Here is a 25,140-nt window from a genome sequence, read left to right on the forward strand (position 1 = left end):
CTTAGCACCTCGCTTTTCTAACCGAGTTTTTGTTAAGAATAGTTTTTCCACCGCGTAAATCGGCACGTTCATTTTTTATAATTTCACTAACAGCTTGTTTATACTCTGCTTGTTTCCAGCCGTTTTCCTTCCCATATTCATATATAGCATCCATCTGGTCACCTATATTTTTTGTATAAACAGGGTGAGACCCACTATGGATTGTTCTTGTCGGATGGTAATCAGCTGACTTAGGTAAATAAATAACATTTTTAATATCATGGATATTAAAATCAGCCGCTTTTATTAAATCATGGCCTTTTAACTGTTGTGGAATAATATGATGCTTTTGGAAACCAGTAATACTCGGCATCGTGTTATAGGTCAGCAATCCCAGCGGATCGATCCACCCCAACGGATTCGGCGCATACTGATAAAGGTTCCACCCACCATTCAACCCAATCGGATCCTGCACAATAAACCGCCCGACCTGCGGGTCGTAGTAGCGAAACAGGTTATAATGCAGCCCCGTCTCACCATCAGCATACTGCCCGGCATAGCGAAGCGGCTGATGCGCCATCGCCGTGCGATTCACAAGCCGTGAGAACCCTTCGCTCTGATGGCGCACCTCGCCAAAGCTGCCGTACTGGCCGCTCCAGCGCACCGCGCCGCGCTCGTCGGTCACTTCCAGCGGCGCGCCGTTCAGATCGGTGTTAAACCAGTAAATCTCACCGCTGTTCTGGTCACGAAGATGATCCACCCGCGCCAGCGGGCTCCAGGCTTCATTCGGGTCGTAGATATAGGTGTTGCACAGCCCGCTCTCCTGCTGCTCCTGCAGCAGCCGGTAGCCCTGCCACAGGAAGCGCGTTTCGGTGGTGCCGTGCGTCGTAGTGACGATTTTGCGCGTGCGGCGGCCCAGCGCGTCGTAGTGATAGCGCGCCTCAAACCGCCCTTCCGGCCCGGTTCCATGCGCGGATACCAGACGGTTCTCGGCGTCATACGCATAATGCTGTTCATACAGCCCGTTGCGGCGGCTGATCAGGTTGCCCCAGTGGTCGTATTTCATGAACAGCGCCTGCCAGTGCTGCAGGCGGTTATCCGTGACCGGTGCCGCATCGTCACTGGCGGCGAGGTTATCCGCGGCGTCATAGCTGAACTGCGCGCGGCTGTGCCCCTGGCGGGCCTCGTAGTGCTTCAGCAGACGACCTTCGGCGTCGTAGCCGTAATCCACCTCACCGCGCAGGGTGTCGCTGACGCCGGAAAGCTCGCCGCGCGCGGTGTAGCGATACAGGCGTTCCAGGAGCGCCTTCTCCGGCAGGGTCACGTCCGTACTCAGCTCACTGCGCTGAAGGGTGCGTCTGCCGAGGCTGTCATACTGACGGACCTGCTCGCGCGCGCCCTGGGTGCGGCGCACCTCACGGTGCAGGCGGTCGCGGGTGAACTCGGTCACCAGCTGCTGCCCGAAGCGGATGGCGCTGACGTGGCCGGAGCCGTAGTGCAGCCAGGCCAGCTTTTGCTCACCGGGCAGCGTCAGGCCGGTCAGGTTGCTCAGTGCATCCCATTCGTAGCCCACCGCGCCGTTAATACCGGATTCGCTCAGCACGCGCCCGTTGGCATCGTGCCGGTAAACAATCTCATCGCTTTCGATACCCAGGGCAACGCCTTCTGCGGTTGGCGTGCGGCGGATGCGGGTAATCTGGCCGCTCAGGTCGCGGAAGTAGCGGTACTCCGCGTGACGCTGAGTGCGCCCGATCAGCAGCCCGCTGTCGTCATAGCTGAACTGCTGGACGCGACGGGCGATGCCTCCGTCGGCGGCAGGCCGGCCGTTCTCTTCGAGCGCGCAGAGGAACCCTCGCGCGTCCCATTCCATATGGCGCACGGTCTCGTCCGGGCGCGTTTCGCTGAGCGGGCGGCCCGCGGCGTCGTAGGTGAAGCGGTATTCCGCCCCGTTGCCGTTATCGAGTCGCAACAGGTTACCGCGCGGGTCATAGCGCCACTGGCGCACGCGGCCAATTCGGTCGGTAAGGCTGACCGGGAGGCCGAGCGCGTTATAGGCCCAGCTCACTTCGCTTTCCAGCGGGTCGCGCCAGCCCGTGAGCTGGCCGCGTTCGTTCCACACCAGCGACTCACGGCTGCCGTCCGGGTGGATCACGGCGCTCAGCAGCCCGGCACGGCTCCATTCCCGACGCGTAATATTCCCTTCCGCATCCTCGCTGGCAATCAACTGCCCGAATCGGTCGTAGGTAAAGCGGGTCACGCTGCCGGAGCAATCGGTGCGCTGCGTCAGCAGCCCCAGGTGGTTCCAGGCCAGACGCACCACGCCGCCAATGGCGTCGGTGATGCTCTCCGGCAGGTTTTCTCGATCGTCGGGATAGTCATACGCGGTGGCGTTACCGGCCGGATCCGTTTCCGACAGCAGGCGACCGCGAAGGTCGTACATGGCCTGCGATGAGGTACCGTCCGGATACACTGTCCGGGTGATGCGGTCGGTCAGGCGATACCAGTGATACTCCGTACGGCGGCCCGCCGGGTCCGTCTCGCTGATCATGCGGCCGTATTTGTCCCACGTGCTGCGGCGCATCGCGCCGCCGGGGAGAATGACGTCGCAGAGTTCGCCGTCGCGGTAAACAAACGTCGTCTGACGACCGTCGTAATCCGTGAAGCGCGCAACGTTGTCGTCGTCGTCCACCAGCCAGTGCGCCTGCGCGCCGTCATCGCGGGTCGCACGGCGGGTGCCGTTATCAAAATCGTATTCGAACGTCAGCTGTTCGCCGCCGCTGTGGCGGAAGCCGACCACGCGCGGCAGGCCGTCAATCTCCTGCCAGCGGTATTCGCTCAGCAGGCCGTTGGCGTCCTCATGGGCGCTCATCAGCCCGTCCTGCCAGCGGAAGCGTCGGCGCACGCTACCGCCCCGGCCGGTCACACAGACCAGCTGGCGCTGTTCATCATAAGCGTAACTGACCAGGCAGATCTCGTCATCCAGCCAGGCACCGGCAAGCCTGTCACGGTCGTAGCGGCAGACTACGCGCTGGCCCGCGCTGTCGGTCAGGGCATGCAGGGTATTATTCGCATTCCACTCTAAGAGGATAGCGTTGCCGCAGGGTTCAGAGATGTGCTGGAGCAGCGACGGGGCATCATCCTTAAGTGGCGCATAGTGCCAGCGCTCGCCGCTGACGTCATACACCGACCAGCTGTCGTCAGAGTGGTGCTCAAGCCAGTTTTTTTCGCTTTCGCAGTAGGTGCGCATCCCTTTCGGGACATTCGGGAAGGCGACGTAATCACCGGACGGCGCGCGCCACACCAGCCCGTCCTGATACGGCTCCAGGCGGCTTTCCCAGAACAGGCTCCACCCGCGGCCCAGCACGCTGTCACCGGGGTTGCCGCTGCGCCAGTAGCGCTGCCAGCGCACCGGCAGACGGGAAGGCAGGACGAAGTCCAGCTCATCATCCCCGCTGAGAAACTTCTGTCCGCTGACGATATCCACCGGGCGGGCGATGATCCCCGCGGCGGCAACGCCGGTCATCAGCGTGCCGGCGCGGCAGGCGATACGGGCCAGCTTATTGATACCGGGAATTTTCCCAAGCAGCTTAGACAGCGCCCCAACTTTGCCAGCGGCACCGCCCCACCCGCCGAGCAGGCCGGCGAACAGCAGGGTAAGATCGGAGACTTTATACAGCCACTCGGGGACTTCAGACTGAATGGGCAGGGTTTGCTGCGGGTCGCCGCCGATGATGACGTTGTCCGAACCGGTCATCACCTTCGCGTCGCAGGTGGTACGATCCCCGATGCGGGACGCAGGCTGGCTGTTAATGAAGACTCGCTTAGAGCCTTCGGCCATCTGCTGCGAGCCGTCGTCAGAACAGTCGACGGTGCTATCGGTGGCAAGCGCGGCGGGTTTACCGTTGATAAACACATTGGGCGAGCCGGAAGTGATGACGCCTTTCTTCGTCATACTGGATGCCCCGGCGTCCGCGATGCTGTCGCGGGCGGCGGTCGCCAGCTCCCCGGTGTAGTACCCCACGGCCAGGCTCGCGCCGACGAGCAGGACGCCCACGCCCAGGCAGGATGCGCCAAGTCCGGCAATAAACATCGCCCCCGCCAGAATGCCCCCGGCGGCGGCAATCAGGCCGCCGACAATCGTTCCGGCAATCATCCCGGCAAGCGCACCGGAGTGGCCGATATCATCACCTACGCGTGCAGCTTCAAACATAACAACGGTCCCTGATGTTAATGGTGGAAGCGAAAACTCCTGAGAAGATCGCCAAACAGCGCGCGGTCAGCATCGCCCGGCGCGCGGGTGCAGGTCATGGTGAAGACCAGAATTTTATTGCCGTCGACGTTAAACACGGCCTGCTGCTGCCAGATGCGTTTGCCGTCGCGCAGGTAGCTGGCATGGACGGTTTCACCCTGTGAAAGGCCGTCACCCAGCGTAGCGGCGCTACGCTCCCCCTGCTTCCATCCCTTGATGTGTTTTTCCATCAGGGCGAGCTGGCGATCGATGTACGCGGCAAGCGCTTCGCCAGCGTTGAGGGCATCACGGGAGAGGTTGAACGCTGGCGCGTCCGCTGCGGGCGGCGCGAAGACGTTGACGGTACGATCCTGATAACCTTCAGGAAAATCGATCAGACCTTCACTGAAAAGGCACTGCGAAGTTGGTTCTGACATTGAGCGGGTCCCACCACATATTTTCAGAAGCGGTAAGTTTCGCATATGTGTTTAAAGCTGACTATCCCCAGATTTTCGCCCCACCGCCACGCTCGCCGACAGCCCCGCCACCAGCTCAACCCCCTCCGGCAACCTGTCGATATGAATACGCACCGGCACGCGCTGCGCCAGCCGCACCCAGCTAAAGGTGGGTTCGACGTCGGGCAGCCCCAGCCCGCCCGTTTCGTCGTTGCTGTCCCCGATCCCACGCCCGATGCTCTCCACGTGCCCCGTGATGACCGGATCGTATCCCATCAGCACTATCTGCGCGGCATCCCCGACGCGAATATGGCGCAGTTTAGTCTCCTCAAAATACCCCACCACCCAGAAGCTGTGGGCATCGACGATGGCGACCTTTGTCTCCCCCGCCGTCGCGTAATCTCCGGGCCGAAGCCGCAGGTGCGTAACGTACCCCGAGACCGGCGAACGCACGGTGGCGTGCGCCAGATTCAGCTCTGCCAGATCCAGCGCGGCCAGCGCGCCGTGATAATTGGCCGCCGCGACGTTCGCCGCGCTGCCGGTTTGCTGCACATCCTCGCTCGAAATGGCGTTTTTAATCAGCGTGCGGCGATGGGCCGCGTCCTGGCGCATCAGCATCTCATGGCGTTTCGATTCCACATCCGCCTGCGCGCTGGCCACCGCCAGCCTGAGCCAGCGCGGATCGATGGCGTAGAGCACATCGCCCCGGTTCACCCACTGGTTGTCCCGCACGGCCACGCTGATGACGGGCCCGGAGACGTCCGGCGCAATCTGCACCACGTCCGCCCGCACGCGGCCGTCGCGGGTCCACGGCGTTTGCGCGTAGTGTTTCCACATCATAAACGCCAGCAGCGTGGCCGCTGCGACGGTGCTTAACGTCAGCGCATAGCGAGCCAGTAAAGAGAGCAGTGATTTCATGACAATAACCCCAACGCGATCAGGCCCTGCATCAGCAGGTAAAAGATGACAATCCAGATTGAAACATCCATCAGCGGGCGAAACGGCAAGCGCCGGTAGACCCTGCTGAGAGAGAAAAGCGCGACGAGGCTCAGCGTGCAGACCAGCGTCGCGAGGGCGGCCATCAGCAGCCCCGGAATAAAAACGCCGCCGATATTAATATCGTTAACCATGGTCTGGCCCCCGTAATGCACAGTGAAGATCCACCAGCCTGAAGACAAACTGGCGCGTAGGTTCATCTGCGGCAGGCAGGTTTTGCTCGATGATGGCGGTAATGCGTTCGCCTAAGGCGTGGCGGTCCGCGGCGTTTATCCGATGAAATAGCGCGTCAACCTCCCTGCCGGGCGGTGTGTCACTGCGGCGTATATGCATGACTGAAAGCCCCAGGCGCAGCGCGTGCAAAAGCCTTTCAAGCGCCTGCTCTGGCGCACGCTCGCTGCGCTGCAAACGCGGCAGCAACAGGGCGGTTCGGTCCATCATCAGGTTGATCCAGTGCGTTTCGTCGACCCGCAGCGTGCCTTTCACGCTGCGGCGAATGTCGCGCTGGCAGAGGTTCAGCAGACGCGTGATGGCGGCGTCCGCCTGCACGGTTTGCATCAGGCTCATGCTGATGACGGCAAAGCCGGTCGCTGCAAAGAGCGCAATGGCGGTGTTAGCCGCGACGGCGAAGTCGCCGCTGTAGTGCGCGCCCAGCTCGCACAGAATGGGCAGCGTCAGGGTGATGCCCATCGCCATAAACGTGGTTGGCGGGCGCGCCTGAAGCGACCCGGCCAGCAGATACGCCGGAGCAAGCACCGCCACCAGCACCGGGAAATCGCTTACCTGCGGCAGCAGCGCAAAGCTGTAGAGCAGGCTAATCACCACGCCCCAGAACGAGCCAATGATGTATTTCACGATGTGGGGCGCCGGCGTGTCGAAACTGCCAAACAGCGTGCAGCAGACGCCAAGGATAGAGACCGCCGTACCGCCATCCTGCCACGCAGAGAAAATCCAGACCAGACAACCGCTCAGAATGATGACGAAAGCCCCCAGCGCCGTGCGGGCGGCGGTAAGCGGATCGCGGTGGAAAACGTAGCCTTTTGCCGCGCGGGTTTGCATCTCCCCAAACGCAGGTTTTGCGTGGTGGATAGCCCCGGAAAGACGCTCGCACTGCTCCAGAAGCGCGATAGCCTCTGAGAGGTAGCGAATAAAACTGACCTGCAGCGCGTCGTCAATCGTCAGCGCATGCGCTGCATACCGATCGATAAGAAGCGTACAGCGGAGCCGCAACGCCTCAGCCGCGCTGCTGGCCCCCGCGTCTTCAGCGGCAAGCCAGGCCTGAACATCCTCCCGCAATGCCAGCATGTCGGCGGGCAGAATTCCGGGCGTCAGCAAGCGATCGTGTAGTTCACAGTTGACGATCGCGAGCCGTGCCAGCCGATCGTGAATCGCTTTTCTGGCCTGCCGCACCGGAGCGGACAGGGCAAAATCATACGGAACATGGTGGCTTATCCCCTGCAGGAACTGCAGCGCCAGGGCCAGATGCAGGGGGCCGGAAGCCGCGCCGGGTTTACCCGCCAGGGCGTCCGCCACCCGACCGCGCGCGGCCTGTAGCGTCTGGGATAATTTCGCGTTGAATAGCCCTGATACGCGTGCGGGCAGCACGTAGCGGTGAATCAGCCCCGCACAGAAAATCCCAATTGCGATCTCCTGCACGCGGACGAGGGCAACGTTAAAAATGCCACCCGGATCGGATACCGCGGGAAAACCAATCAGGCTCGCGGTGTAACCGGCCAGCACGAAGGCATAGGCCCGGGGCGTGCGCTCCAGCAGGGAGAGCCACAGGCAGAACGTGATCCAGCCCGTCAGCACCACGCTGCACAGGATCGGCATATTCGCGAAGATGGGCACGATCACAACGGTCGCGCTGGCCCCCGCCACGGTCCCGACCAGCCGGTAGAGGCTTCTGCTCAGCGACGCCCCGACCGACGTCTGCGATACGATGTAAACCGTAATAATGGCCCATGAGGGACGTTCGAGACCTATCGACAGCGCGAGGTAGTAAGCCAGCATCGCCGCGGCAAAACTCTTCGCGGAGTAGATCAGCGCGCCCGCATCGTTTCGCAATGTGGCGGGGAGACGCACGTGATGAGAGAAGATTTTATTCATGCCGGGATTATTACCGGCTTGCAGACCCGCTTAAATACTCTATTCTGTCAAAAAATACCTAAATGTTGCCAGAATCATGAAGCCGCAATCCGCTAATACGCTGTATGACCCTGACTCTACCGCCTCTCCTGCCGTGGCGCGTCATCTGGACTTTGTGGACTACGCTGCGGAAGTGCCGGTGCATACCCATCGCAAGGGCCAGCTGATTATTGCCCGTTACGGCGCGGTCAGCTGTTACGCGGAGAATGACATCTGGATCGTGCCGCCAGACTGCGCAGTCTGGATCCCCGGCGGGATCCCGCACAGCGCGAAAGCGACGTGGAACGCGCATCTGAACTATTTGTTTATTGAGCCCGGCGCGGCGGCGCTGCCGGAGAGGTGCTGCACCCTGGCGATCTCGCCGTTGATTACGGAGCTGGTAGACCGCCTGACGCGCGAAGGCGTGGATTATCCTCCCGACAGCCACGCCGCCAGACTGACCCGGGTCACGCTGGATGAGCTCGCCAGCATGCCGCAGCAGAAGCTCAGCCTGCCGGTCTCGACCGACCCGAAAATTCGCGCCATGGCCGACGCGCTGGTCAGCCGCCCTGAGGACAGAAGCACCCTGAAAGACTGGGCGAAACGGCTCGCCCTCAGCGAGCGCTCGTTTGCGCGCCTGATGCAACGCGAGACCGGGTTGAGCTTCGGACGTTGGCGCCAGCAGCTGCATTTGATAATTGCCCTGCGGGAGCTGGCCAGCGGCGTACCTGTCCAGAACGTGGCGGCAACGCTTGGGTATGAATCCGTGAATGCGTTTATCACCATGTTCAGAAAAGCGATGGGCAGCACACCCGCGCATTATTTTGCCGAACGGAAAAACAGCGGCCGTTAACCCGGCCCCTCGCTCCCCGCCGCCAGCAGCGGCACCACCACGTCGCTGATGGGCACCGCAATCCCGTGTTTGCGGCCATAGCGCGGGATCACGCCGTTGCGGATATCCCACTCCATTGGACGGTTGGCCTGACGATCGGCCAGGATCGACGTGCCCAGGTCTTCAGGCGCACGCTGAAAGTTCGCCAGGATCTCCCCAGCCACCGCATCGTCAAGCTTCGCCCCCTCGGCGCGGGCAACGGTAAGCCCCTCGCGCAGATAGGCCAGCGCAAGTTCGCTGATGTCCTCACGCCTGAACATCCCGGCGCGGCGGTTAGCCAGCACCATCAGCCCGGCGACCGCGTTTTGCAGCAGCTTGCGCCAGGCGACCGTGGCGAAATCTGCCGAGAGTTCCACTTCACAGCGCGTACCGAGAAGCGCATCCACCACCCGCTGCGCCTGCGGCACCTTCGGCAGCGTCAGGCGCGGTTTGGCACGCAGCCACACGGAGGCATCCGGCTCGCGCTGTGCCGGGAACCAGACCACCGACGGCAGCACCGTTGCGCCGTTGACCCACGGCTCAAGCTGGGCTTTCTGCTCCACGCCGTTTTGCAGGGCGCAGACCACGGTGTTTTCATCGCACAGCGCGCGCAGCCATCCGGCGCTGTCGGCATTTTGCGTCGTTTTTACCGCGATAAAAACCAGATCGGCGGGACGCGTAATGACGGCAGGATCGGTTAAGACCGGACCGGGTACCACCGTTTCGCCCTCGTCATAACGCAGGCGTAATTCCGGATGTGCGGTACGTCCACACAGCAGCGGCGTGCGGCCCACGTCATGCAGCACCGCGGCAATGGTGGTCCCAATCGCACCGGGACCTATCAGCGCAATCACTGGATTGTCAGACATGATTAACTCCCCTTTTCGCTAAGCCTGCTAACAGTTATACCACCCTGAAAAGTGAGCGCCACGTCGTTGTCTATACTCAACACACAACTGACAACGGAGTGCGCTATGCCTTTACCCGATTTCACGTCCTCTGAACCGTTCACCCTCGGCATCGAACTCGAACTGCAGGTGGTTAATCCGCCCGGGTACGATCTGAGCCAGGACTCTTCCGCGCTGATCGCCGCCGTCAAAGACGACATCAAAGGCGGAGAAGTGAAGCACGACATCACCGAAAGCATGCTCGAAATCGCCACCGGCGTATGCCAGACCATCGACCAGGCAGCGGCGCAGTTCTCGGTGATGCAGCAGAGTATTCTGCGCGCGGCGGCGGAGCAGCATATCCAGATCTGCGGCGGCGGGACGCATCCGTTCCAGAAATGGCAGCGCCAGGAGGTGTGCGATGACGAGCGCTATAACGTCACGCTGGAGCGCTTTGGCTACCTGATTTTGCAGGCCACGGTGTTCGGCCAGCACGTACACGTCGGCTGTCGAACCGGGGACGATGCCATTTACCTGCTGCACGGTCTGTCGCGCTTTGTGCCGCACTTTATCGCCCTCGCCGCCGCGTCACCCTACATGCAGGGCACGGACACGAAGTTCGCCTCATCGCGTCTGAATATTTTTTCGGGATTTCCGGATAACGGCCAGATGCCGTGGGTCAACAACTGGCAGGCGTTCGAGGGGCTGTTCCGCCGCCTGAGCGCCACCAGCATGATCGACAGCATTAAAGACCTGCACTGGGACATTCGCCCCAGCCCGCACTTTGGTACCGTGGAAGTGCGGGTGATGGATACGCCGCTGACGCTCGGCCACGCGATAAACATTGCCGGGCTGATCCAGGCAACCTCCCACTGGCTGCTGACCACGCGGCCCTATAAGCATCAGGAGAAGGATTTTCTGCTGTACCGATTTAACCGTTTTCAGGCCTGTCGCTACGGGCTGGAGGGGATTCTGACGGACGTGCATACCGGCGAACAGAAAACCGTGGCGGAAGATATCGCCTGGCTGCTGGAACAGGTTGCGCCATCGGCCGAGAAGCTCGGCGCGACAAGCGCAATCACTGAAATTGCCCTGCTGTTAAAGCAGGGCAAGAGCGAGGCGCAGCGCATGCGGGACTTTATTGCCGACGGCGGCTCGCTTATTTCTCTCGTTCAGAAGCACTGCGAGCTGTGGGCGACGAGTCCGTAAGGCCGTGGCCCCACTCACGCAGACGCTGGAACAGCACGAACAGCGCGGGAATGAACACGATCCCCACGACGGTCGCCACCAGCATACCGCTGAACACCGTGGTGCCAATGATGCGACGGCTCTGGGCACCCGCCCCGGTCGCCAGCATCATTGGCATGACGCCGATAATAAACGACACGGCGGTCATCATCACCGCGCGGAAGCGGCGCGATGCCCCTTCCCTCGCCGCATCGACAATCGTCATTCCGTCCATGCGCCGGGCGCGGGCGAACTCCACGATAAGAATCGCATTTTTGGCCGCCAGCGCGATCAGCAATACCAGACCAATTTGCACGTAGACATCGTTGGCGTAGCCCGCCATCCACAGCCAGACCAGCGCCCCGCCGAGGGCGAAGAGCACCGAGAGCATCACGCTCGCCGGGAGCGTCCAGCTCTCATACTGGGCGACGAGAAACAGCCACGCCATCACCACCGCCGCCAGCACAATCCATATCGCCTGATTGCCGGTCTGCTGCTCCTGATACGACATGCCGCTCCAGGCATAGTCGTATCCGGCAGGCAGGATCTCTGCCAGAATTTCGCTCATCACCGCCATCGCGGTGCTGCTGCTCACCCCTTCCGCCGCCGAGCCGCTCACCGACACGGACGGAAACTGGTTGTACTGCTGCAGGAACGGCGCGCCAACGCCCGGCGTGATGGTGACGAGGTTGCTCAGGCGCACCCGCTCGCCAGTGTTGCTGCGCACAAACAGCTCGCTGATTTGCTCAGCGCGCTCGCGCCACTGCATTTCGTTCTGCATAACAACGTGGTAAACGCGGTTGTTGATGCTGAAATCCCCGGCGCGCGTGCCGCCAAAGGCGGTTTGCAGGCTACTGAAGATGCGCGATACCGGCACGTCGAGACGGGCCGCACGCTCGCGATCGACGGTCAGCGTCAGCTGCGGGACGTTGCTGCTCCAGGTGGTGAACACGCGGCTTAGCTGCGGGTGCTGATTGGCTTTCATCAGCACCCCGCGCGTCACGCGCTCCAGCTCCGCCGGGCTTTGCCCCGCTTGCGCCTGTATGCGCAGATCGAAGCCGGAGGCGTTGCCCAGCCCCGGCAGGGTCGGCGGCGCGAAGGTCATGATGGTCGCTTCCGGCAGGGCCAGCAGCTGACGCTGCAGGGTAGCCATCACCTCGTCCAGCGGCGGGCGCTCGCTCCAGTCTTTGAGCATGATGGAGATAAACCCGCCGTTGGAAGCGCTGGTGCCGTTAAGAATGTTAAAGCCGGAGACCTGAATCACGTCTTCCACCGCCGGATTTTTAGCGATTAATTCGCGTGCGGTGGTCATTACCGCTTCGGTGCGCTCCAGCGAGGCGGCTTCCGGCAGCTGAACGCTGGCAAAGAAGTAGCCCTGGTCCTCCTGTGGCAGGAAGCCTTTTGGCATCGACGTAAAGCTGAACGCCACCACGGCCGCCGCGCCTGCGGTGGCCAGCAGCGCCAGCCACGGGCGCAGGGTGAATACGCTTACGATCCGGGTATAGCGATTGCGCGTGGCATCCAGCCCGCGGTTGAATCCGCGAAAAATCGCAGCGGGCTGTGCCGGACGCGGGCGCAGCAGCATTGCACAGAGCGCGGGCGTCAGGGTCAGCGCCACCAGGCTTGAGAGCGTGACCGCCGTGGAAAGCGTGACCGCGAACTGGCGGTAAAGCTCACCGACAATCCCCGGCAGCAGCGCCACCGGCACAAATACCGCCAGCAGCACCAGCGTCGTGGCTATCACCGGCCCGGCAATCTGGCGCAGCGCCAGCGTGGTCGCCGCCGTGCGGCTCTGCCCTTCGGCCATCAGCGTTTCGACGCTCTCCACCACCACGATGGCATCATCCACCACCATCGTCAGCGCCAGAATGATGGCGAACAGGCTGAGCGTGTTGGCGGAGTAGCCCAGCGTGTACAGCACCGCAAACGTGCCCACCAGCGACACCGGAATGGCGAGCGCAACAATCAGCGTCGCGCGCCAGCTTTGCAGGAACAGGGATACAACAACAACGACCGCCAGCATCGTCAGCGCCAGCGAGACGCCGATCTCCTTGATGGTGGCCGCAACGAAGGTGGTGGTATCGAATTTCACCTCGTAGACCAGGTCGTCCGGGAAGCGCGACGCGAGGCGCTCCAGCTCGGCGCGCACCGCGTCGGCCACGCGCAGGGCGTTGGCGGACGGTGTCGGGTAGATGCCGAGGTAGGCGGAGTCGTGTCCGTTCAGCTGCGCGCCGGAGCTGTAGCTACGCGAGCCAAGCTCGATGGTGGCGACGTCCTTCAGGCGCACCAACTGGCCCATCTCGCCAGCGCGGATAATGATGTCAGCAAAATCATCAGACTGGTTCAGGCGCCCCAGCCCGTTGATGGTCAGGGTCTGCTGCTGGCCGTTAAACACCGGCGGCGTGCCGACCTGGCCCGCCGCTCCCTGCACGTTCTGCTCGCGCAGCGCCTGCGCCACGTCGTCCGTGGTAACGTTCAGGGCGTTCATGCGGTCTGGACGCAGCCAGATGCGCATGCTGTAGTCGCGCGCGCCAAACATCTGCACCTGACCGACGCCCGGCAGGCGCGACAGCGCCTCACGCACCTGGGTGCTGGCGTAGTTACTGACGAACAGCGGCGTGTGGGTATTGTCAGGTGAGTAAAGACTTACCCCCATCATCAGATTGGTGGCGCGTTTGCGCACCTGCACGCCGTTTTGCTGCGCCTCCGCTGGCAGTTGCGCCACGGCCTGCGCCACGCGGTTTTGCACGTCGATGGCGGCTAAATCCGGATCGGTCCCCGCGGCAAAGGTGATGTTAAGGCTGTAGGTGCCTTCATCCGAACTCGTGGACTCCATGTACAGCATGTGATCCACGCCGTTAAGCTGCGTCTCCAGCGGCGTGGCGATGGCCTCCGCCACGTCAGCCGAACTGGCCCCCGGCCAGCTGGCAGAGACATTCACCACCGGCGGCGTGATCTGCGGATACTGCTCCACCGGGATAATCTTCAGCGCGATGGCCCCCAGCAGGGTAATGACCAGCGCTATCACCATCGCAAAGCGCGGGCGTTTGATGAAAAACGTCAGCATGATGGCTCCTTAATTCAGTATCTGGACGGCAGCACCGGGCTGTACACGCTGTGCACCGTCAGTGATCGCTCGCTCACCAGGCTTAACACCGGAAGCAATCTGGAACAGCTGCCCAACCTGCCCGGCAATTTTTAGCGGGCGTTTTTCGGCGTTTCCGTCGGCACTCACCACCCAGGCAAAGAATCCATCGCCATTCTGCTGGACCGCAGCGGCAGGGAGCGTCAGTACCGGCTGCTCGCTGGCCGGGCGCAGCGTCACATTTACGTTGCCGCCGGGCAACAGCTGATGGCGCGGGTTGGCAAACCCGGCGCGCAGCATCACGCTGGCGGTGCGCGGGTCGATGCGGTTATCCACCGAGGTCAGTTCACCGCGGATACGCTGTCCGTTGCTGTCAATGAATACCTGCCACGCCTGTTTCATGGCGCTGATATCTGCATGCTGTCCGGCTTTGGTGGCAAAGGCGCGCTCTTCCAGCGCAAAAGCGATGCGGATCGGATCAAGCTGTACTACCTCCACCAGCACGCCGCTTGCGGGGTTGACCAGGCTACCTGCGTGGAAGTTGCTGTGCCCCACGCGACCGTCAATCGGCGAGGTGATGCGGGTGTAGTTCATGGTGACGTTGCGTGCGTCGAGCCGGGCTTTGGCCTGCTCCAGCGCAGCGCGGGCGACGTCGCGCTGCATACGCGCGTTGTCCACGTCATGACGGCTGATGGCCTTGCTGCTGCCCAGGCTTTCAAAGCGGGAAAGCTGCTGCTGCGCCTGGCGCAGCGTGGCTTCAGCGCTGTTGACTTCGGCCTGCGCCAGACGCACGGCGGCACGCGGCTCGGCATCGTCCAGCTCAAACAGCACATCCCCTTTTTTCACATACTGCCCGTCGCGAAAGTGGATTTTAGTGATAACACCTTCCGTGCGGGCGCGCAGCTCAACGGTGTGGATGGCTTCAATGCGCCCCGGGATCTGACGCTCGGCGGCGTGGGCGGTCTGCTCCACGTTGGCGACGCGCACGGGAATGGCGGCGAAGACGGGTTGCAGGGTGCAGGCAAGGAGTGCGAACAGGAGTGGGAATTTCATGGAAGTACCTCAGCGTGATTTCCCCCTCACCCCGCCCTCTCCCACAGGGCGAGGGAGGTCAGAGTTCCCTCTCCCTGTGGGAGAGGGCGGGGTGAGGGGTAAGGTTTTGTTATGCAGCCTTACGGAACCTGCGGGTCAGTCGCTTCTCGATTTCGACGACGAAGAACATTCCCATTGCAACCGCCAGCGTCACAAACCAGTAGCGGAGCGGCAGCGCTTCGGTGCCAAACAGCATCTGCATAAACGGCAGGTAGATGATGGCGGCCTGGAGCAGGAACAACACGCCCGTGACCAGCCAGATGCCTTTATTCGCCAGCAGACCACGGTTCAGGGAGAACCCTTCAGTGTTGCGGCAGTTAATCATGTACACCCACTGGGCGCAGACCAGCATCTGCAGCAGCACGGTGCGGATGAACTCCGCGCTGTGGCCGCGCGGGGCCAGCCAGGCCTCCAGCGCAAAGGCGGCAATGGCAATCATGGTGCCGACAAAGGCCACGCGCCACACCGCGTAGGCGTCCATCACGTGCTGCCCGGTCTGACGTGGTGGACGGCGCATGATATTGCGCTCGGCGGCTTCAAAGGCCAGACCGAAGGAGAGCGTGGCGGAGGTCGCCATGTTCATCCACAGAATCAGCACTGGCGTCAGCGGAATGATGTTCCCCGCCAGCAGCGCAATCACAATCAATAGCCCCTGCGCCAGGTTGGTCGGCATGATGAACAGGATGGTCTTCTTCAGGTTGTCGTAAACGCGACGCCCCTCTTTCACCGCGCTGGCGATGGTGGCGAAGTTATCGTCCGTCAGGACCATGTCCGCCGCCTCTTTGGTCACTTCCGTGCCTTTGATGCCCATTGCGATGCCGACATCCGCCTGACGCAGCGCCGGGGCATCGTTCACGCCGTCGCCGGTCATACCGACGATTTCACCTTTCTCCTGCAGCGCTTTCACCAGGCGCAGCTTATGCTCCGGGCTGGTACGGGCAAAGATGTCATAGGTCACCGCCGCATCCGCCAGCTCGGCATCGTTCATCTTCTCAAGCTGATAGCCGGTCACCGCCTGCTCGCTGTTGGTGATCCCCAGCATCTGGCCGATGCTCATCGCCGTCTGCGGATGATCCCCGGTGATCATCTTCACGCGGATCCCCGCCTGCTGACAGGCGTTAATGGCATCAATCGCCTCCGGGCGCGGCGGATCCATCATTCCGGCAATGCCGAGGAAGATCAGCCCGTGGCTCAGATCGTCGTGCGTGAGCGCCGTTTCGCCATTGGCTGGCTTAAACGCCGCCGCAACCATGCGCAGTCCCTGACGCGCATAGCGCTCCATCTCGTTTTCCCAGTACGCGCGGTTGAAGGCGTCTGCACCGTGGCGGGTTTGCTGCTGCGCGCACAGGGCGAAAATGACGTCCGGCGCGCCGGTGATCAGGATCTGCTCCTCGCAGCCAATCTGGTAGTGGGTGCTCATGTACTTGTACTGTGAGTCAAACGGGATCTTGTTAACCAGCGTCGTTGTTACCGGCGCGAGGTTGGCTTTCGCCGCCAGCACCTTCAGCGCGCCCTCGGTTGGCCCCCCGGTGATGCCCCACAGGCCGCGCTCGTCCTGAATCAGCTGGCTGTCGTTACAGAGGTCAATAGTGCGCAGGTACTGCTCCAGCACGGTGCCCGGCTGGATCTGCACTGGCTCATCGCTGCCTTCCAGATAAATGTTGCCCACCGGCTCATAGCTGTTGCCGTCCACGCGGTAGCAGGTGTCGGCGGTGATGATGGCTTTGACCGTCATCTCGTTCATGGTCAGGGTGCCGGTTTTATCCGAGCAGACCACGGTCATCGCGCCCAGGGTTTCAACCGTCGGCAGCTTGCGGATGATCGCCCGCTTGCGCGCCATCGCCTGCACGCCCAGGGAGAGGATAATGGAGATAATTGCAGGTAGACCTTCCGGTACGGAGGCGACCGCCAGGCTGATGAGGGAGAGCAGCAGCTCGCCCATTGGGATCTCGCGGAATGCCAGGCTGAAGACAAACAGCGCGGCCATCATCGCCAGAATAATGGCGAAGATCGCCTTACCCAGCTTGTCCATCTGCACCAGCAGCGGCGTGCGGTGTTTTTCAATGCCCGCCATCATCTGATTGATATGGCCAAGCTCGGTCTCCTGCCCGGTGGCAATAACCACGCCCACGCCACCGCCCGCGCTCACGGTAGTGCCGGAGAAGACCAGGTTGGTGCGATCGCCCAGCGGCAGCTCACCGTTCAGCGGCTGAGTATGTTTATCCACTACGGTGGATTCACCGGTCAGAATCGCCTCTTCCACGCGTAAATTATGCGCCTCAATTAAACGCATATCCGCCGGAATACGATCCCCGGCGCGTAATACAATAATATCGCCCGGGACTATTTCAGTTGTGGGGAGCGTTTCATGATTGCCATTACGAATGACGCGCGCTTCGCTGGAGAGCATGTTACGAATACTCTTCAGGGATTTTTCCGCGTTGCTTTCCTGAATATGACCAATTAAGGCATTGATAACCGCCACGCCTAAAATAACCAACGTATCAACCCAATGCCCCATGACCGCGGTTAATACCGCGGCGGCAAGCAGGACGTAAATCAGTACATCGTTAAAATGCGCGAGAAAGCGCAGCCAGCCCGGCTTGCCTTTTTTCTCCGGCAATGCATTCGGGCCATGTTTTTGCAGACGCGCCTGCGCCTCTGCGCGGTCCAGACCGCTCACCTGGCTCTGCGTATGAGCCAGCACCTGCTCTACGGTCTGCTGGTATGCCAGCCCGCCGGAAGGCGGCATGTTTGGGGATAATTTTTTTTCGGTCATCGTATTTTTCCTTCAATATCCGGTGAACAGAAGCCTGAATTCCTTTCGGGCTTTAATTTATTCATTTTTAAGTCTTGCGGCTAAAATTGATCTACCGCAATATATTTACCGCTGGGTTATTCAAAATTAATTACGATTATTTCGACAAGCTGATTTTTACAAAATATTTCTAAACCAACGCTAAACGAGGGGGAAGCATGTTTGGTATTTATCGCGGACGACGCCTGGCGTTATACATTGTCGCAGCCATTGTTATTGCGACGTTAATTGGATATAGCACATATAGTTTTGTAAAATTATTTTCATGATGCAGACATTTATTTACATGGCATAATATTAATTTAATCACTACGATTAAATCATTCTCCTTACGCGCTTTATTTGCCGGAGAAGGTGATTATTTCATTAAAAAAGCCCAGGCAGGTTGATATTGCTTTACGTTAAAGGATGCCGGACAATGACATTTTTAACTGACGATTAACATTACGATGAAACACCCGTTAGAATCGCTGCTGACTGCCGGGGGCATTTTATTACTGGCGCTGATCTCTTGCCTGCTGTTACCCGCTCCGTCGCTGGGCCTGGTGCTGGCGCAAAAGCTGATGACGACCTTTCACATGGTCGATCTGAACCAGCTTTACACCATTTTGTTTTGCGTGTGGTTTTTACTGCTTGGCGCTATCGAATTCTTCGTGCTGCGTTTCGTCTGGCGCCGCTGGTTTTCACTGGCGTCATGAATGCATAAAAAAGCCGGGTAGCAGCTTCGCCTTACCCGGCCTGTGTGTTGTCAGTTTCAGTGCGTCCGACTGTGGTTTTCCTTGCGGTACGCCCCTGGCGGCTGATGGAAGGTGCGGGTAAAGATGCGCGTGAACGTCTGCTGCGATTCAAACCCGTAGCGCAGGCAGATCTCATAAACGCGCTCGTCCGATTCACGCAGATCCCGTGCCGCCAGCAGCAGCTTGCGTTCGCGAATATAGCGCCCCAGGCTTTCACCTTTATACTGCATAAACAGCCGCTGCAAATGCCATTTGGAGTAACCCGCATGGCGGGCAATGTCTTCAATGCGTAACGGCTGGTGCAGGTTGTCGTCGATCCATTCGACGATCGTATCAATGACTTGAGCGGAAATGGTCATACTGCTCTCCCCTTCTGCTTCTTGCTTAAACATTATTCCCACCACTGACGAAAAGTTTGTGTGGTATCACTCACCCGAACGGGCTCGCCCAGTTCCGGCGTGAGCAGTCGATAGTTTTTATCCTTGCTGGCTTTTGCCAGCTGGATCAGTGGGTCGTTCCAGGTGTGTTTTGCCAGCACAAAACGACCGTTATGCCCCGGCACCACCGCCTTTGCATTCAGGTCGACCGACGCCTGAGCCGTCTCCTCTGGCAGCATGTGGATGTACTTCCAGTCCTGGTCATACTGGCCGTTTTCCATGATGGCTAAATCCACATCACCAAACTGCTCGCCGATTGCCTTAAAGTGCGGGCCGTAGCCAGAATCTCCGCTGTAGTAGATCTTCTGCTCTGGGGTGACAAACATAAAGCTGCCCCACAGCGTCTGGTCACGTTTAATGCCTCGCCCGGAGAAGTGACGCGCGGGCAACAGGTGAACCGTCAGCGCATCGCTGATGTGCACCGACTGGTTCCAGTCGCGTTCGTCGATAATCTCTGGCTTCATCCCCCAGTAGCGCAGATGTGACCCTACCCCGAGCGGCGTCACCACGCGTTTCACCTTCGGCAATAACGCCCTGATGGTGGCGTAATCCAGGTGGTCGTAGTGATCGTGAGAGATAATCAGCAGGTCGATCTCCGGCATGCTCGCCGCGCGCCACGGATACTCCCCCGCAAAGGCTTTATTGAGAAACGAAAACGGCGCGGCATAGTTACCAAGGACCGGGTCGATCAGGATGCGTTTTCCCGCCAGCTGCAGATACCAGGAGGAGTGGCCGAGCCACACCAGCGTGTCCTGCTCCAGCGGCAGGCTCGCCAGATCGGTTTTCACCAGCGGCAGCGGCTGAGCCGGGCGGGCATTTTCGGTTTTACGGGTCAGGAATTGCCACCACGCCACCAGCATATTTTGTTGGCCGGTAAAGCCAGGCGTCGGGAGCGTATTGTGGAATTTCCCCTCGTAGTAGTGCGGAGACGCTTCCACTTCCGTGAGCTGCGCACCCTGCGGTGGCTGGCCAAAACCGGCATTCAGAACAAACGGTAAACTCGCAGCTGAAGCAATAATCATGACGAACACCACGCAGATGAAGAGAGTTTTTTTCATATCCTGACCCGAAAACGCGAGCCATCCGATGGTTTGCGTGGGGTAAACTTGATTATGAGTGAGTAAGCACTCATTATAGATATGATGAGAAAGTCGTCAAGACGTTTTCGATCTTTGACATTCCGCGTTGCAGCGTGTCAAAGCACGTGTTTCAATCGGGGTTTTTATCAGTGAAAGGGGGAAAAATTTAGTGGCACGTCCGAAGAGTGAAGATAAAAAACAGGCCTTACTGGACGCCGCAACGGCGGCATTTGCACAGTCAGGTATTGCCGCCTCAACGGCGCTCATTGCCCGTAAGGCGGGTGTCGCCGAAGGCACCCTGTTCCGCTACTTTGCTACCAAAGACGATCTGCTGAATGCCCTCTATCTGCACCTGAAGCAGGATCTCTGCCAGACCATGCTGGCGAACCTCGATCGCACCATCACGCTGCCGAAAGAACATACCCGCAATATCTGGAACAGCTATGTGGACTGGGGGATTCGTAACCCCGTGGCGCATGCGGCTATCCGCCAGATTGGGGTCAGTGAAAAGCTGAGCGCCGAAACGGAGATGGCGGTGAAAGAGATGTTCCCGGAACTGCATGAGCTGTGCCGTCGTTCGGTGCGCCCGGTGTTTATGTCGGATGAATTCAAAACGTTTGGCGATGCGCTGTTTTTATCGCTGGCCGAAAGCACGATGGAGTTTGCCACCCGCGATCCGTCCCGCGCCGTCGATTTTAAAGCCCTGGGTTTTGAAGTCATGTGGCGCGGACTGGCTCAGGAGGAGAGCGATGGACAGTAAATCCTTGCAGGAACACGCGAAGCGCGTCGCGCTGGAGATGCCTTTTACCGAACACTGCTGGCCGTTCGGCCCGGAGTACGACGTCTTCAAGGTCGGCGGAAAAATTTTCATGCTGATGGCAACCGCACACGGACGGCCGCACGTTAGCCTGAAATCCGATCCGGAAACGTCGCTGTTAAATCAGCAGATCTACCGGGGCGTTGAGCCTGGTTACCATCTGAATAAAAAACACTGGATTTCCCTTTACGGCACCGAGGACATCACCCCGGAACTGGTTGCCGACCTGATTGCAGATTCCTGGAATCTGGTCGTTGATAAACTGCCGAAGAAAGACCAGAAGTGGATACGCCCCGCCTGATTGTTCGTCTGAGACGAACAGATTAAGCGCTCGAAATGCACTTATCTTTTGCCGCTTTGCGCGGTAATCTGCTCTCCTTTCGCGCCCGCGTACGGGCGAATTTCATTACCAGGAGTAGTTATGGATATCATTTCTGTCGCCCTGAAACGCCACTCCACCAAGGCGTTCGACCCGACTAAAAAACTGACCGCTGAAGAAGCAGAAAAAATCAAAACCCTGCTGCAGTACAGCCCGTCCAGCACCAACTCCCAGCCGTGGCACTTTATTGTGGCCAGCACCGAGGAAGGTAAAGCGCGCGTGGCGAAATCCGCCGCAGGTACCTATGTGTTCAACGAACGCAAAATGCTGGACGCCTCTCACGTAGTGGTGTTCTGCGCGAAAACCGCGATGGATGATGCCTGGCTTGAGCGTGTCGTGGATCAGGAAGAAGCCGATGGTCGTTTTAACACGCCAGAAGCCAAAGCCGCGAACCATAAGGGCCGGACTTACTTCGCCGATATGCACCGTGTGGATCTGAAAGATGATGACCAGTGGATGGCGAAACAGGTTTACCTGAACGTCGGTAATTTCCTGCTGGGCGTGGGTGCCATGGGTCTGGATGCAGTGCCAATCGAAGGTTTCGATGCCGCGATCCTCGACGAAGAGTTTGGCCTGAAAGAGAAAGGCTTCACCAGCGTAGTGGTGGTGCCGGTTGGCCATCACAGCGTGGAAGATTTCAACGCCACGCTGCCGAAGTCTCGCCTGCCGCTGAGCACGATTGTGACCGAGTGCTAATCCCGACGGGCCGCCGCGCGCGGCCCGTTACGTTTTACTGATGACCAGTCTGCGATGCGGATGGACGTCACGATCGTTTCCCCAGGCAAAAGCAATCCAGCGTTCTTCCAGTTCAGCGTATGAACTCACTGGTGTTAATTCCCACTCTGCGCCTACCGTACCGTCCGCCACGCTTATCTGGTAATTCATGCTGAACGCCCAGTCTATCATCCGCAACCAAAACCGCTGCCCGTCTCCCGTTTGCTCGCTGTCTGAGACCACGATATCGTATTCGCTGAGCACCCACTGAAAGAAAAGTTGTGGCAACCCGCTGATAACGGATTGATGGACCGCGCGGGGCGTACGCCAGACCATCACTTGCGTGGCGGCACCGTGAGGAAAGGTAATTTCTTTATGAAACGTCAGCTTCACGGCATATGCCGTATAAGGCTTACCGTCGTCGGTCGTCACGAGACGGTATTCATCGCTATAGCGCGACTTCAGAAGCCGATACCCCACAGGCAACAAAAAACCTGGCAGATGAAAATCCACCGTGCCCCGCAACATAAACGCTTCAGTATGTTCAACGTTTTGAGTGATAAGCCCAAGTTTTTGGCTAAATTCTGCGGAATCAATCATCAGTGGCGACATCGGTGGTTTCTCATCGCGTAAGTATAGTCCACTTCACTACTCATCTAAATGATGTAGATTCAGCAGGTTGGTCTCATTCAGACCTTATCTTACGCAATGTGAACCGACACGGCAGGATCCGTGCTGATTCCCTGAAAACGCCTCGCAAAAAAATTATTTAGCCTGTTCCGCCAGCCATGCCATCGCCCTCTCCCCCGCCTCGTCCACCGGTAAATAGACCAGCAGCCGCGACCCGTTTCGCGGTGCGGAGTACCAGTACATCTGCTGCAGCGTAAAATCCCCCAGCTCGGGATGGGTAAACAGCTTGAGCTGGTTCTCCACGCCGCGCACGTCGTTGCGCTGGTGCCACAGCGTTTTGAACTCCTCAGACACCGCAAAGAAGCGCGCCAGTTTGGCTTCCCACAGCGGGTCGCCACGGTGCTCGGCCATCGCCGCGCGGAAATAGGAGACAAAAATCGGCAGCACATCATCGCGTCTGCCGAGCCGCGCGCGCCACGCGGGATGGGTGAGAAACAGGTAAATACAGTTGCGGTCCTCCGGCGGGATTTCATTGAAATCAACGCCCATCAGATGCCCAAAACTGTCGTTCCACGCCACGATATCGAAATTGGGTTTCTGGATGCTGGCAGGTTTTGGCATCAGCGTATCCAGCAGGCGACGCGTGCCTTCGCTGATCCCCTCGCAGCAGACCGCCTGCGGTGCTTCGCCCGGCGGCAAACCGGCGAGCACGAAAAGATGCCGGGCTTCGGTCGGAGTACACTGCAGGGCTTTCGCTATGGCTGCCATCACCGCGCTGGACGGATTGACGTCCCTGCCCTGCTCAAGCCAGGTATACCAGGTCACACCCACGTCGGCGAGCATCGCCACCTCTTCGCGGCGCAGACCCGGCGTGCGGCGGCGTCCGCTGCGCGGCAAACCGAGACGCTGCGGATCGAGGCTTTCACGCCGGGCGCGTAAAAATGCGCCCAGCTGTTTTCGCGTGTCATCCTGAAGTGAGGCGACGGGTTCAGACATCAACGCCATAAATCCCCCTGCATGGTAGTGCCAGTACCAGTATAAGCAAGAACTGGTACCCGTTTATCAGATGGTTGATGCTACGACCATCTGATGAATGACGCAATGGAGTTACCATGAATACGTCAGTTGTTTCACCGGGTCGCGCAGGCCTGATATTGCTGTTAACCGGCCAGATGCTACCCATGATTGATACCTCAATCACTAACGTGGCGCTGGACGCCATTACCCATTCACTGCACGCTACCGCCACCGAGCTGGAGCTGATTGTCGCGCTTTATGGCGTGGCGTTTGCCGTCTGCCTCGCGCTCGGCAGCAAGCTGGGAGATAATCTTGGCCGCCGTCGCCTGTTTATGTGGGGTGTGGCAATCTTTGGCCTGGCCTCGCTGCTGTGCGGAATGGCGGGGAACATTGAACAACTGCTGGCCGCGCGTATTGTTCAGGGGGCGGGTGCCGCCCTGATCATGCCGCAAATTCTTGCCACGCTGCACGTCACGTTAAAAGGCACAGCCCACGCGAAGGCGATTAGCCTGTTCGGCGGCATTGGGGGGATTGCGTTTATCGTCGGCCAGATGGGCGGCGGCTGGCTGGTATCGGCGGATATCGCCGGACTGGGCTGGCGTAACGCCTTCTTTATTAACGTCCCCATCTGCCTGGTGGTGCTGGCGCTGAGCCGTCGCTACGTGCCGAAAACCCGCCGTGAAACGCCGTCGCGCATCGACTGGGCAGGGACCGTCTTGCTGGCCATCATGCTCTGCTGTCTGCTGTTCCCGATGGCGCTCGGCCCACAGTGGCACTGGCCGTGGTCGCTAAAGGTTATGCTTCTCGCCATTATTCCGCTGGCCTGGCTGATGGCACAGAATGCGCGCAAAAAAGAGCGTGGAAATGCCCATCCGCTGATCCCACCGCGTCTGCTTCAGCTACGCAGCGTTCGCTTTGGCATCGTGATTGCGCTGCTCTTTTTCAGCGTCTGGTCCGGGTTTATGTTTTGTATGGCGCTGACCATGCAAACCGGTCTGGGGATGGCGCCGTGGCAGTCCGGGAACAGTTTTATCGCCCTCGGGGTGACCTATTTTATCTCCGCGTGGTTCGCGCCGCGGCTGATTGCGCGCTACAGCACCAGCACGATTCTGCTCACCGGCCTGGCAATCCAGATAATCGGCCTGCTGGCGCTGATCGCCACGTTCCGCTACTGGGGAGTGCAAAATACGGCGCTGACGCTGGCGCCAGCCACCGGGCTGGTAGGCTACGGTCAGGCGCTGATTGTGAACAGCTTCTACCGCATCGGGATGCGCGATATTCAGCCTGATGACGCAGGGGCCGCCAGCGCCATCTTAAGCACCCTGCAGCAGGCCGCGCTGGGGCTTGGCCCGGCCATTTTCGGGGCGATTTTGCTGCACGGGTTGCAACATCATCACGGGGATTACGCCCAGGCGATTAACCTTTTCCTGACGGTGGAAACCGGCCTGATGGTCATCCTGGCGCTGGCAACGCTGCGCATCCGCCATCGGCTGTGTTTACCCGTCGTGAAGGTCTGCCAGGCCAGCAAATAAGCCTGAGGTATTTGCATAATAGATCCGCAGCCG

The 25,140-nt window shown here is 59.8% G+C and carries 20 protein-coding genes; 7 read left to right on the top strand and 13 right to left on the bottom strand.

Going from position 1 to position 25,140, the window contains the following annotated elements:
- Position 1: 1 nt before the first annotated feature.
- From O1723_RS16000 to O1723_RS16020, 5 genes are read right to left on the bottom strand one after another with little or no spacing between them, the layout of a single operon-like run.
- On the bottom strand, positions 2-4,189 hold the full coding sequence (locus O1723_RS16000) for an RHS repeat-associated core domain-containing protein (protein WP_032665305.1): 4,188 nt from the start codon (positions 4,187-4,189) through the stop codon (positions 2-4).
- A 17-nt stretch (positions 4,190-4,206) separates the two neighbouring features.
- The gene (locus O1723_RS16005; RefSeq protein ID WP_023336862.1) at positions 4,207-4,644 is read right to left on the bottom strand and encodes a DcrB-related protein; all 438 of its coding nucleotides are present in this window, start codon (positions 4,642-4,644) and stop codon (positions 4,207-4,209) included.
- A gap of 51 nt (positions 4,645-4,695) precedes the next feature.
- Positions 4,696-5,580 carry an efflux RND transporter periplasmic adaptor subunit gene (locus O1723_RS16010; protein ID WP_248190890.1) on the bottom strand — a complete coding sequence of 295 codons (885 nt, stop codon included), beginning with the start codon at positions 5,578-5,580 and terminating at the stop codon, positions 4,696-4,698.
- Positions 5,577-5,792, bottom strand: coding sequence for a DUF1656 domain-containing protein (locus tag O1723_RS16015; RefSeq protein ID WP_014882886.1), 216 nt, complete (start codon positions 5,790-5,792; stop codon positions 5,577-5,579). Before O1723_RS16015 ends, O1723_RS16010 begins: the two co-directional genes overlap by 4 nt.
- Positions 5,785-7,767 carry an FUSC family protein gene (locus O1723_RS16020; protein WP_248190891.1) on the bottom strand — a complete coding sequence of 661 codons (1,983 nt, stop codon included), beginning with the start codon at positions 7,765-7,767 and terminating at the stop codon, positions 5,785-5,787. Before O1723_RS16020 ends, O1723_RS16015 begins: the two co-directional genes overlap by 8 nt.
- Positions 7,768-7,843: 76 nt before the next feature.
- Between O1723_RS16020 and O1723_RS16025 the strand changes: the two genes are divergently transcribed.
- Complete coding sequence (locus tag O1723_RS16025; protein WP_014882884.1) at positions 7,844-8,638, top strand: AraC family transcriptional regulator; 795 nt, start codon at positions 7,844-7,846, stop codon at positions 8,636-8,638.
- On the opposite strand, the gene O1723_RS16030 is transcribed toward O1723_RS16025, so the two are convergent.
- Entirely contained in the window at positions 8,635-9,525 is an 891-nt protein-coding gene (locus tag O1723_RS16030; RefSeq protein ID WP_023336859.1) for an oxidoreductase, read from the bottom strand. The two genes, O1723_RS16025 and O1723_RS16030, sit on opposite strands and share 4 nt — an antisense overlap.
- A 105-nt stretch (positions 9,526-9,630) precedes the next feature.
- On the opposite strand from O1723_RS16030, the gene O1723_RS16035 reads away from it, so the two are divergent.
- Positions 9,631-10,752 (top strand): YbdK family carboxylate-amine ligase, encoded by a 1,122-nt coding sequence (locus O1723_RS16035; protein WP_014882882.1) that lies wholly within the window; start codon positions 9,631-9,633, stop codon positions 10,750-10,752.
- On the opposite strand, the gene O1723_RS16040 is transcribed toward O1723_RS16035, so the two are convergent.
- From O1723_RS16040 to O1723_RS16050, 3 genes are all read right to left on the bottom strand, one after another.
- Positions 10,703-13,837, bottom strand: a complete 3,135-nt coding sequence (locus O1723_RS16040) for an efflux RND transporter permease subunit (RefSeq protein WP_023336858.1) — start codon at positions 13,835-13,837, stop codon at positions 10,703-10,705. The two genes, O1723_RS16035 and O1723_RS16040, sit on opposite strands and share 50 nt — an antisense overlap.
- 9 nt (positions 13,838-13,846) lie before the next feature.
- Positions 13,847-14,908 carry an efflux RND transporter periplasmic adaptor subunit gene (locus O1723_RS16045; protein ID WP_023336857.1) on the bottom strand — a complete coding sequence of 354 codons (1,062 nt, stop codon included), beginning with the start codon at positions 14,906-14,908 and terminating at the stop codon, positions 13,847-13,849.
- Positions 14,909-15,017: 109 nt separating this feature from the next.
- The gene (locus O1723_RS16050) at positions 15,018-17,726 is read right to left on the bottom strand and encodes a cation-transporting P-type ATPase (protein ID WP_023336856.1); all 2,709 of its coding nucleotides are present in this window, start codon (positions 17,724-17,726) and stop codon (positions 15,018-15,020) included.
- 488 nt (positions 17,727-18,214) lie between these two features.
- Between O1723_RS16050 and O1723_RS16055 the strand changes: the two genes are divergently transcribed.
- Entirely contained in the window at positions 18,215-18,463 is a 249-nt protein-coding gene (locus O1723_RS16055) for a DUF1158 domain-containing protein (RefSeq protein WP_023332302.1), read from the top strand.
- Positions 18,464-18,519: 56 nt separating this feature from the next.
- Here O1723_RS16055 and O1723_RS16060 read toward each other — a convergent pair whose 3' ends face one another.
- Together O1723_RS16060 and O1723_RS16065 are read right to left on the bottom strand one after the other, a co-directional pair.
- Positions 18,520-18,861 (bottom strand): RamA family antibiotic efflux transcriptional regulator, encoded by a 342-nt coding sequence (locus O1723_RS16060; RefSeq protein WP_014882877.1) that lies wholly within the window; start codon positions 18,859-18,861, stop codon positions 18,520-18,522.
- A gap of 32 nt (positions 18,862-18,893) precedes the next feature.
- A complete protein-coding gene (locus O1723_RS16065; RefSeq protein ID WP_023332301.1) occupies positions 18,894-19,997 on the bottom strand; it encodes a RomA family MBL fold metallo-hydrolase in 1,104 nt (367 codons plus the stop codon).
- A 190-nt stretch (positions 19,998-20,187) separates the two neighbouring features.
- On the opposite strand from O1723_RS16065, the gene O1723_RS16070 reads away from it, so the two are divergent.
- The 3 genes from O1723_RS16070 to nfsB all read left to right on the top strand — a co-directional run bounded on the left by O1723_RS16070 (position 20,188) and on the right by nfsB (position 21,910).
- Positions 20,188-20,778 (top strand): TetR/AcrR family transcriptional regulator, encoded by a 591-nt coding sequence (locus O1723_RS16070; RefSeq protein WP_014882875.1) that lies wholly within the window; start codon positions 20,188-20,190, stop codon positions 20,776-20,778.
- Complete coding sequence (locus tag O1723_RS16075) at positions 20,768-21,136, top strand: MmcQ/YjbR family DNA-binding protein (protein ID WP_014882874.1); 369 nt, start codon at positions 20,768-20,770, stop codon at positions 21,134-21,136. The genes O1723_RS16070 and O1723_RS16075 overlap by 11 nt, the downstream gene beginning before the upstream one ends.
- Positions 21,137-21,256: 120 nt before the next feature.
- Positions 21,257-21,910: an oxygen-insensitive NAD(P)H nitroreductase gene (nfsB, locus tag O1723_RS16080; protein WP_014882873.1), complete on the top strand. Its 654-nt coding sequence runs from the start codon at positions 21,257-21,259 to the stop codon at positions 21,908-21,910.
- 27 nt (positions 21,911-21,937) lie between these two features.
- Here the strand turns inward: nfsB and O1723_RS16085 are convergent, their stop codons facing one another.
- On the bottom strand, positions 21,938-22,540 hold the full coding sequence (locus O1723_RS16085) for a hypothetical protein (protein WP_479983841.1): 603 nt from the start codon (positions 22,538-22,540) through the stop codon (positions 21,938-21,940).
- Positions 22,541-22,693: 153 nt separating this feature from the next.
- A complete protein-coding gene (locus O1723_RS16090; protein WP_014882871.1) occupies positions 22,694-23,563 on the bottom strand; it encodes a helix-turn-helix transcriptional regulator in 870 nt (289 codons plus the stop codon).
- A 107-nt stretch (positions 23,564-23,670) separates the two neighbouring features.
- Between O1723_RS16090 and O1723_RS16095 the strand changes: the two genes are divergently transcribed.
- Positions 23,671-25,107 carry an MFS transporter gene (locus O1723_RS16095; protein ID WP_248190896.1) on the top strand — a complete coding sequence of 479 codons (1,437 nt, stop codon included), beginning with the start codon at positions 23,671-23,673 and terminating at the stop codon, positions 25,105-25,107.
- Positions 25,108-25,140 lie beyond the last annotated feature (33 nt).

It is taken from the genome of Enterobacter cloacae complex sp. HYC080_NIDB (assembly GCF_056673325.1).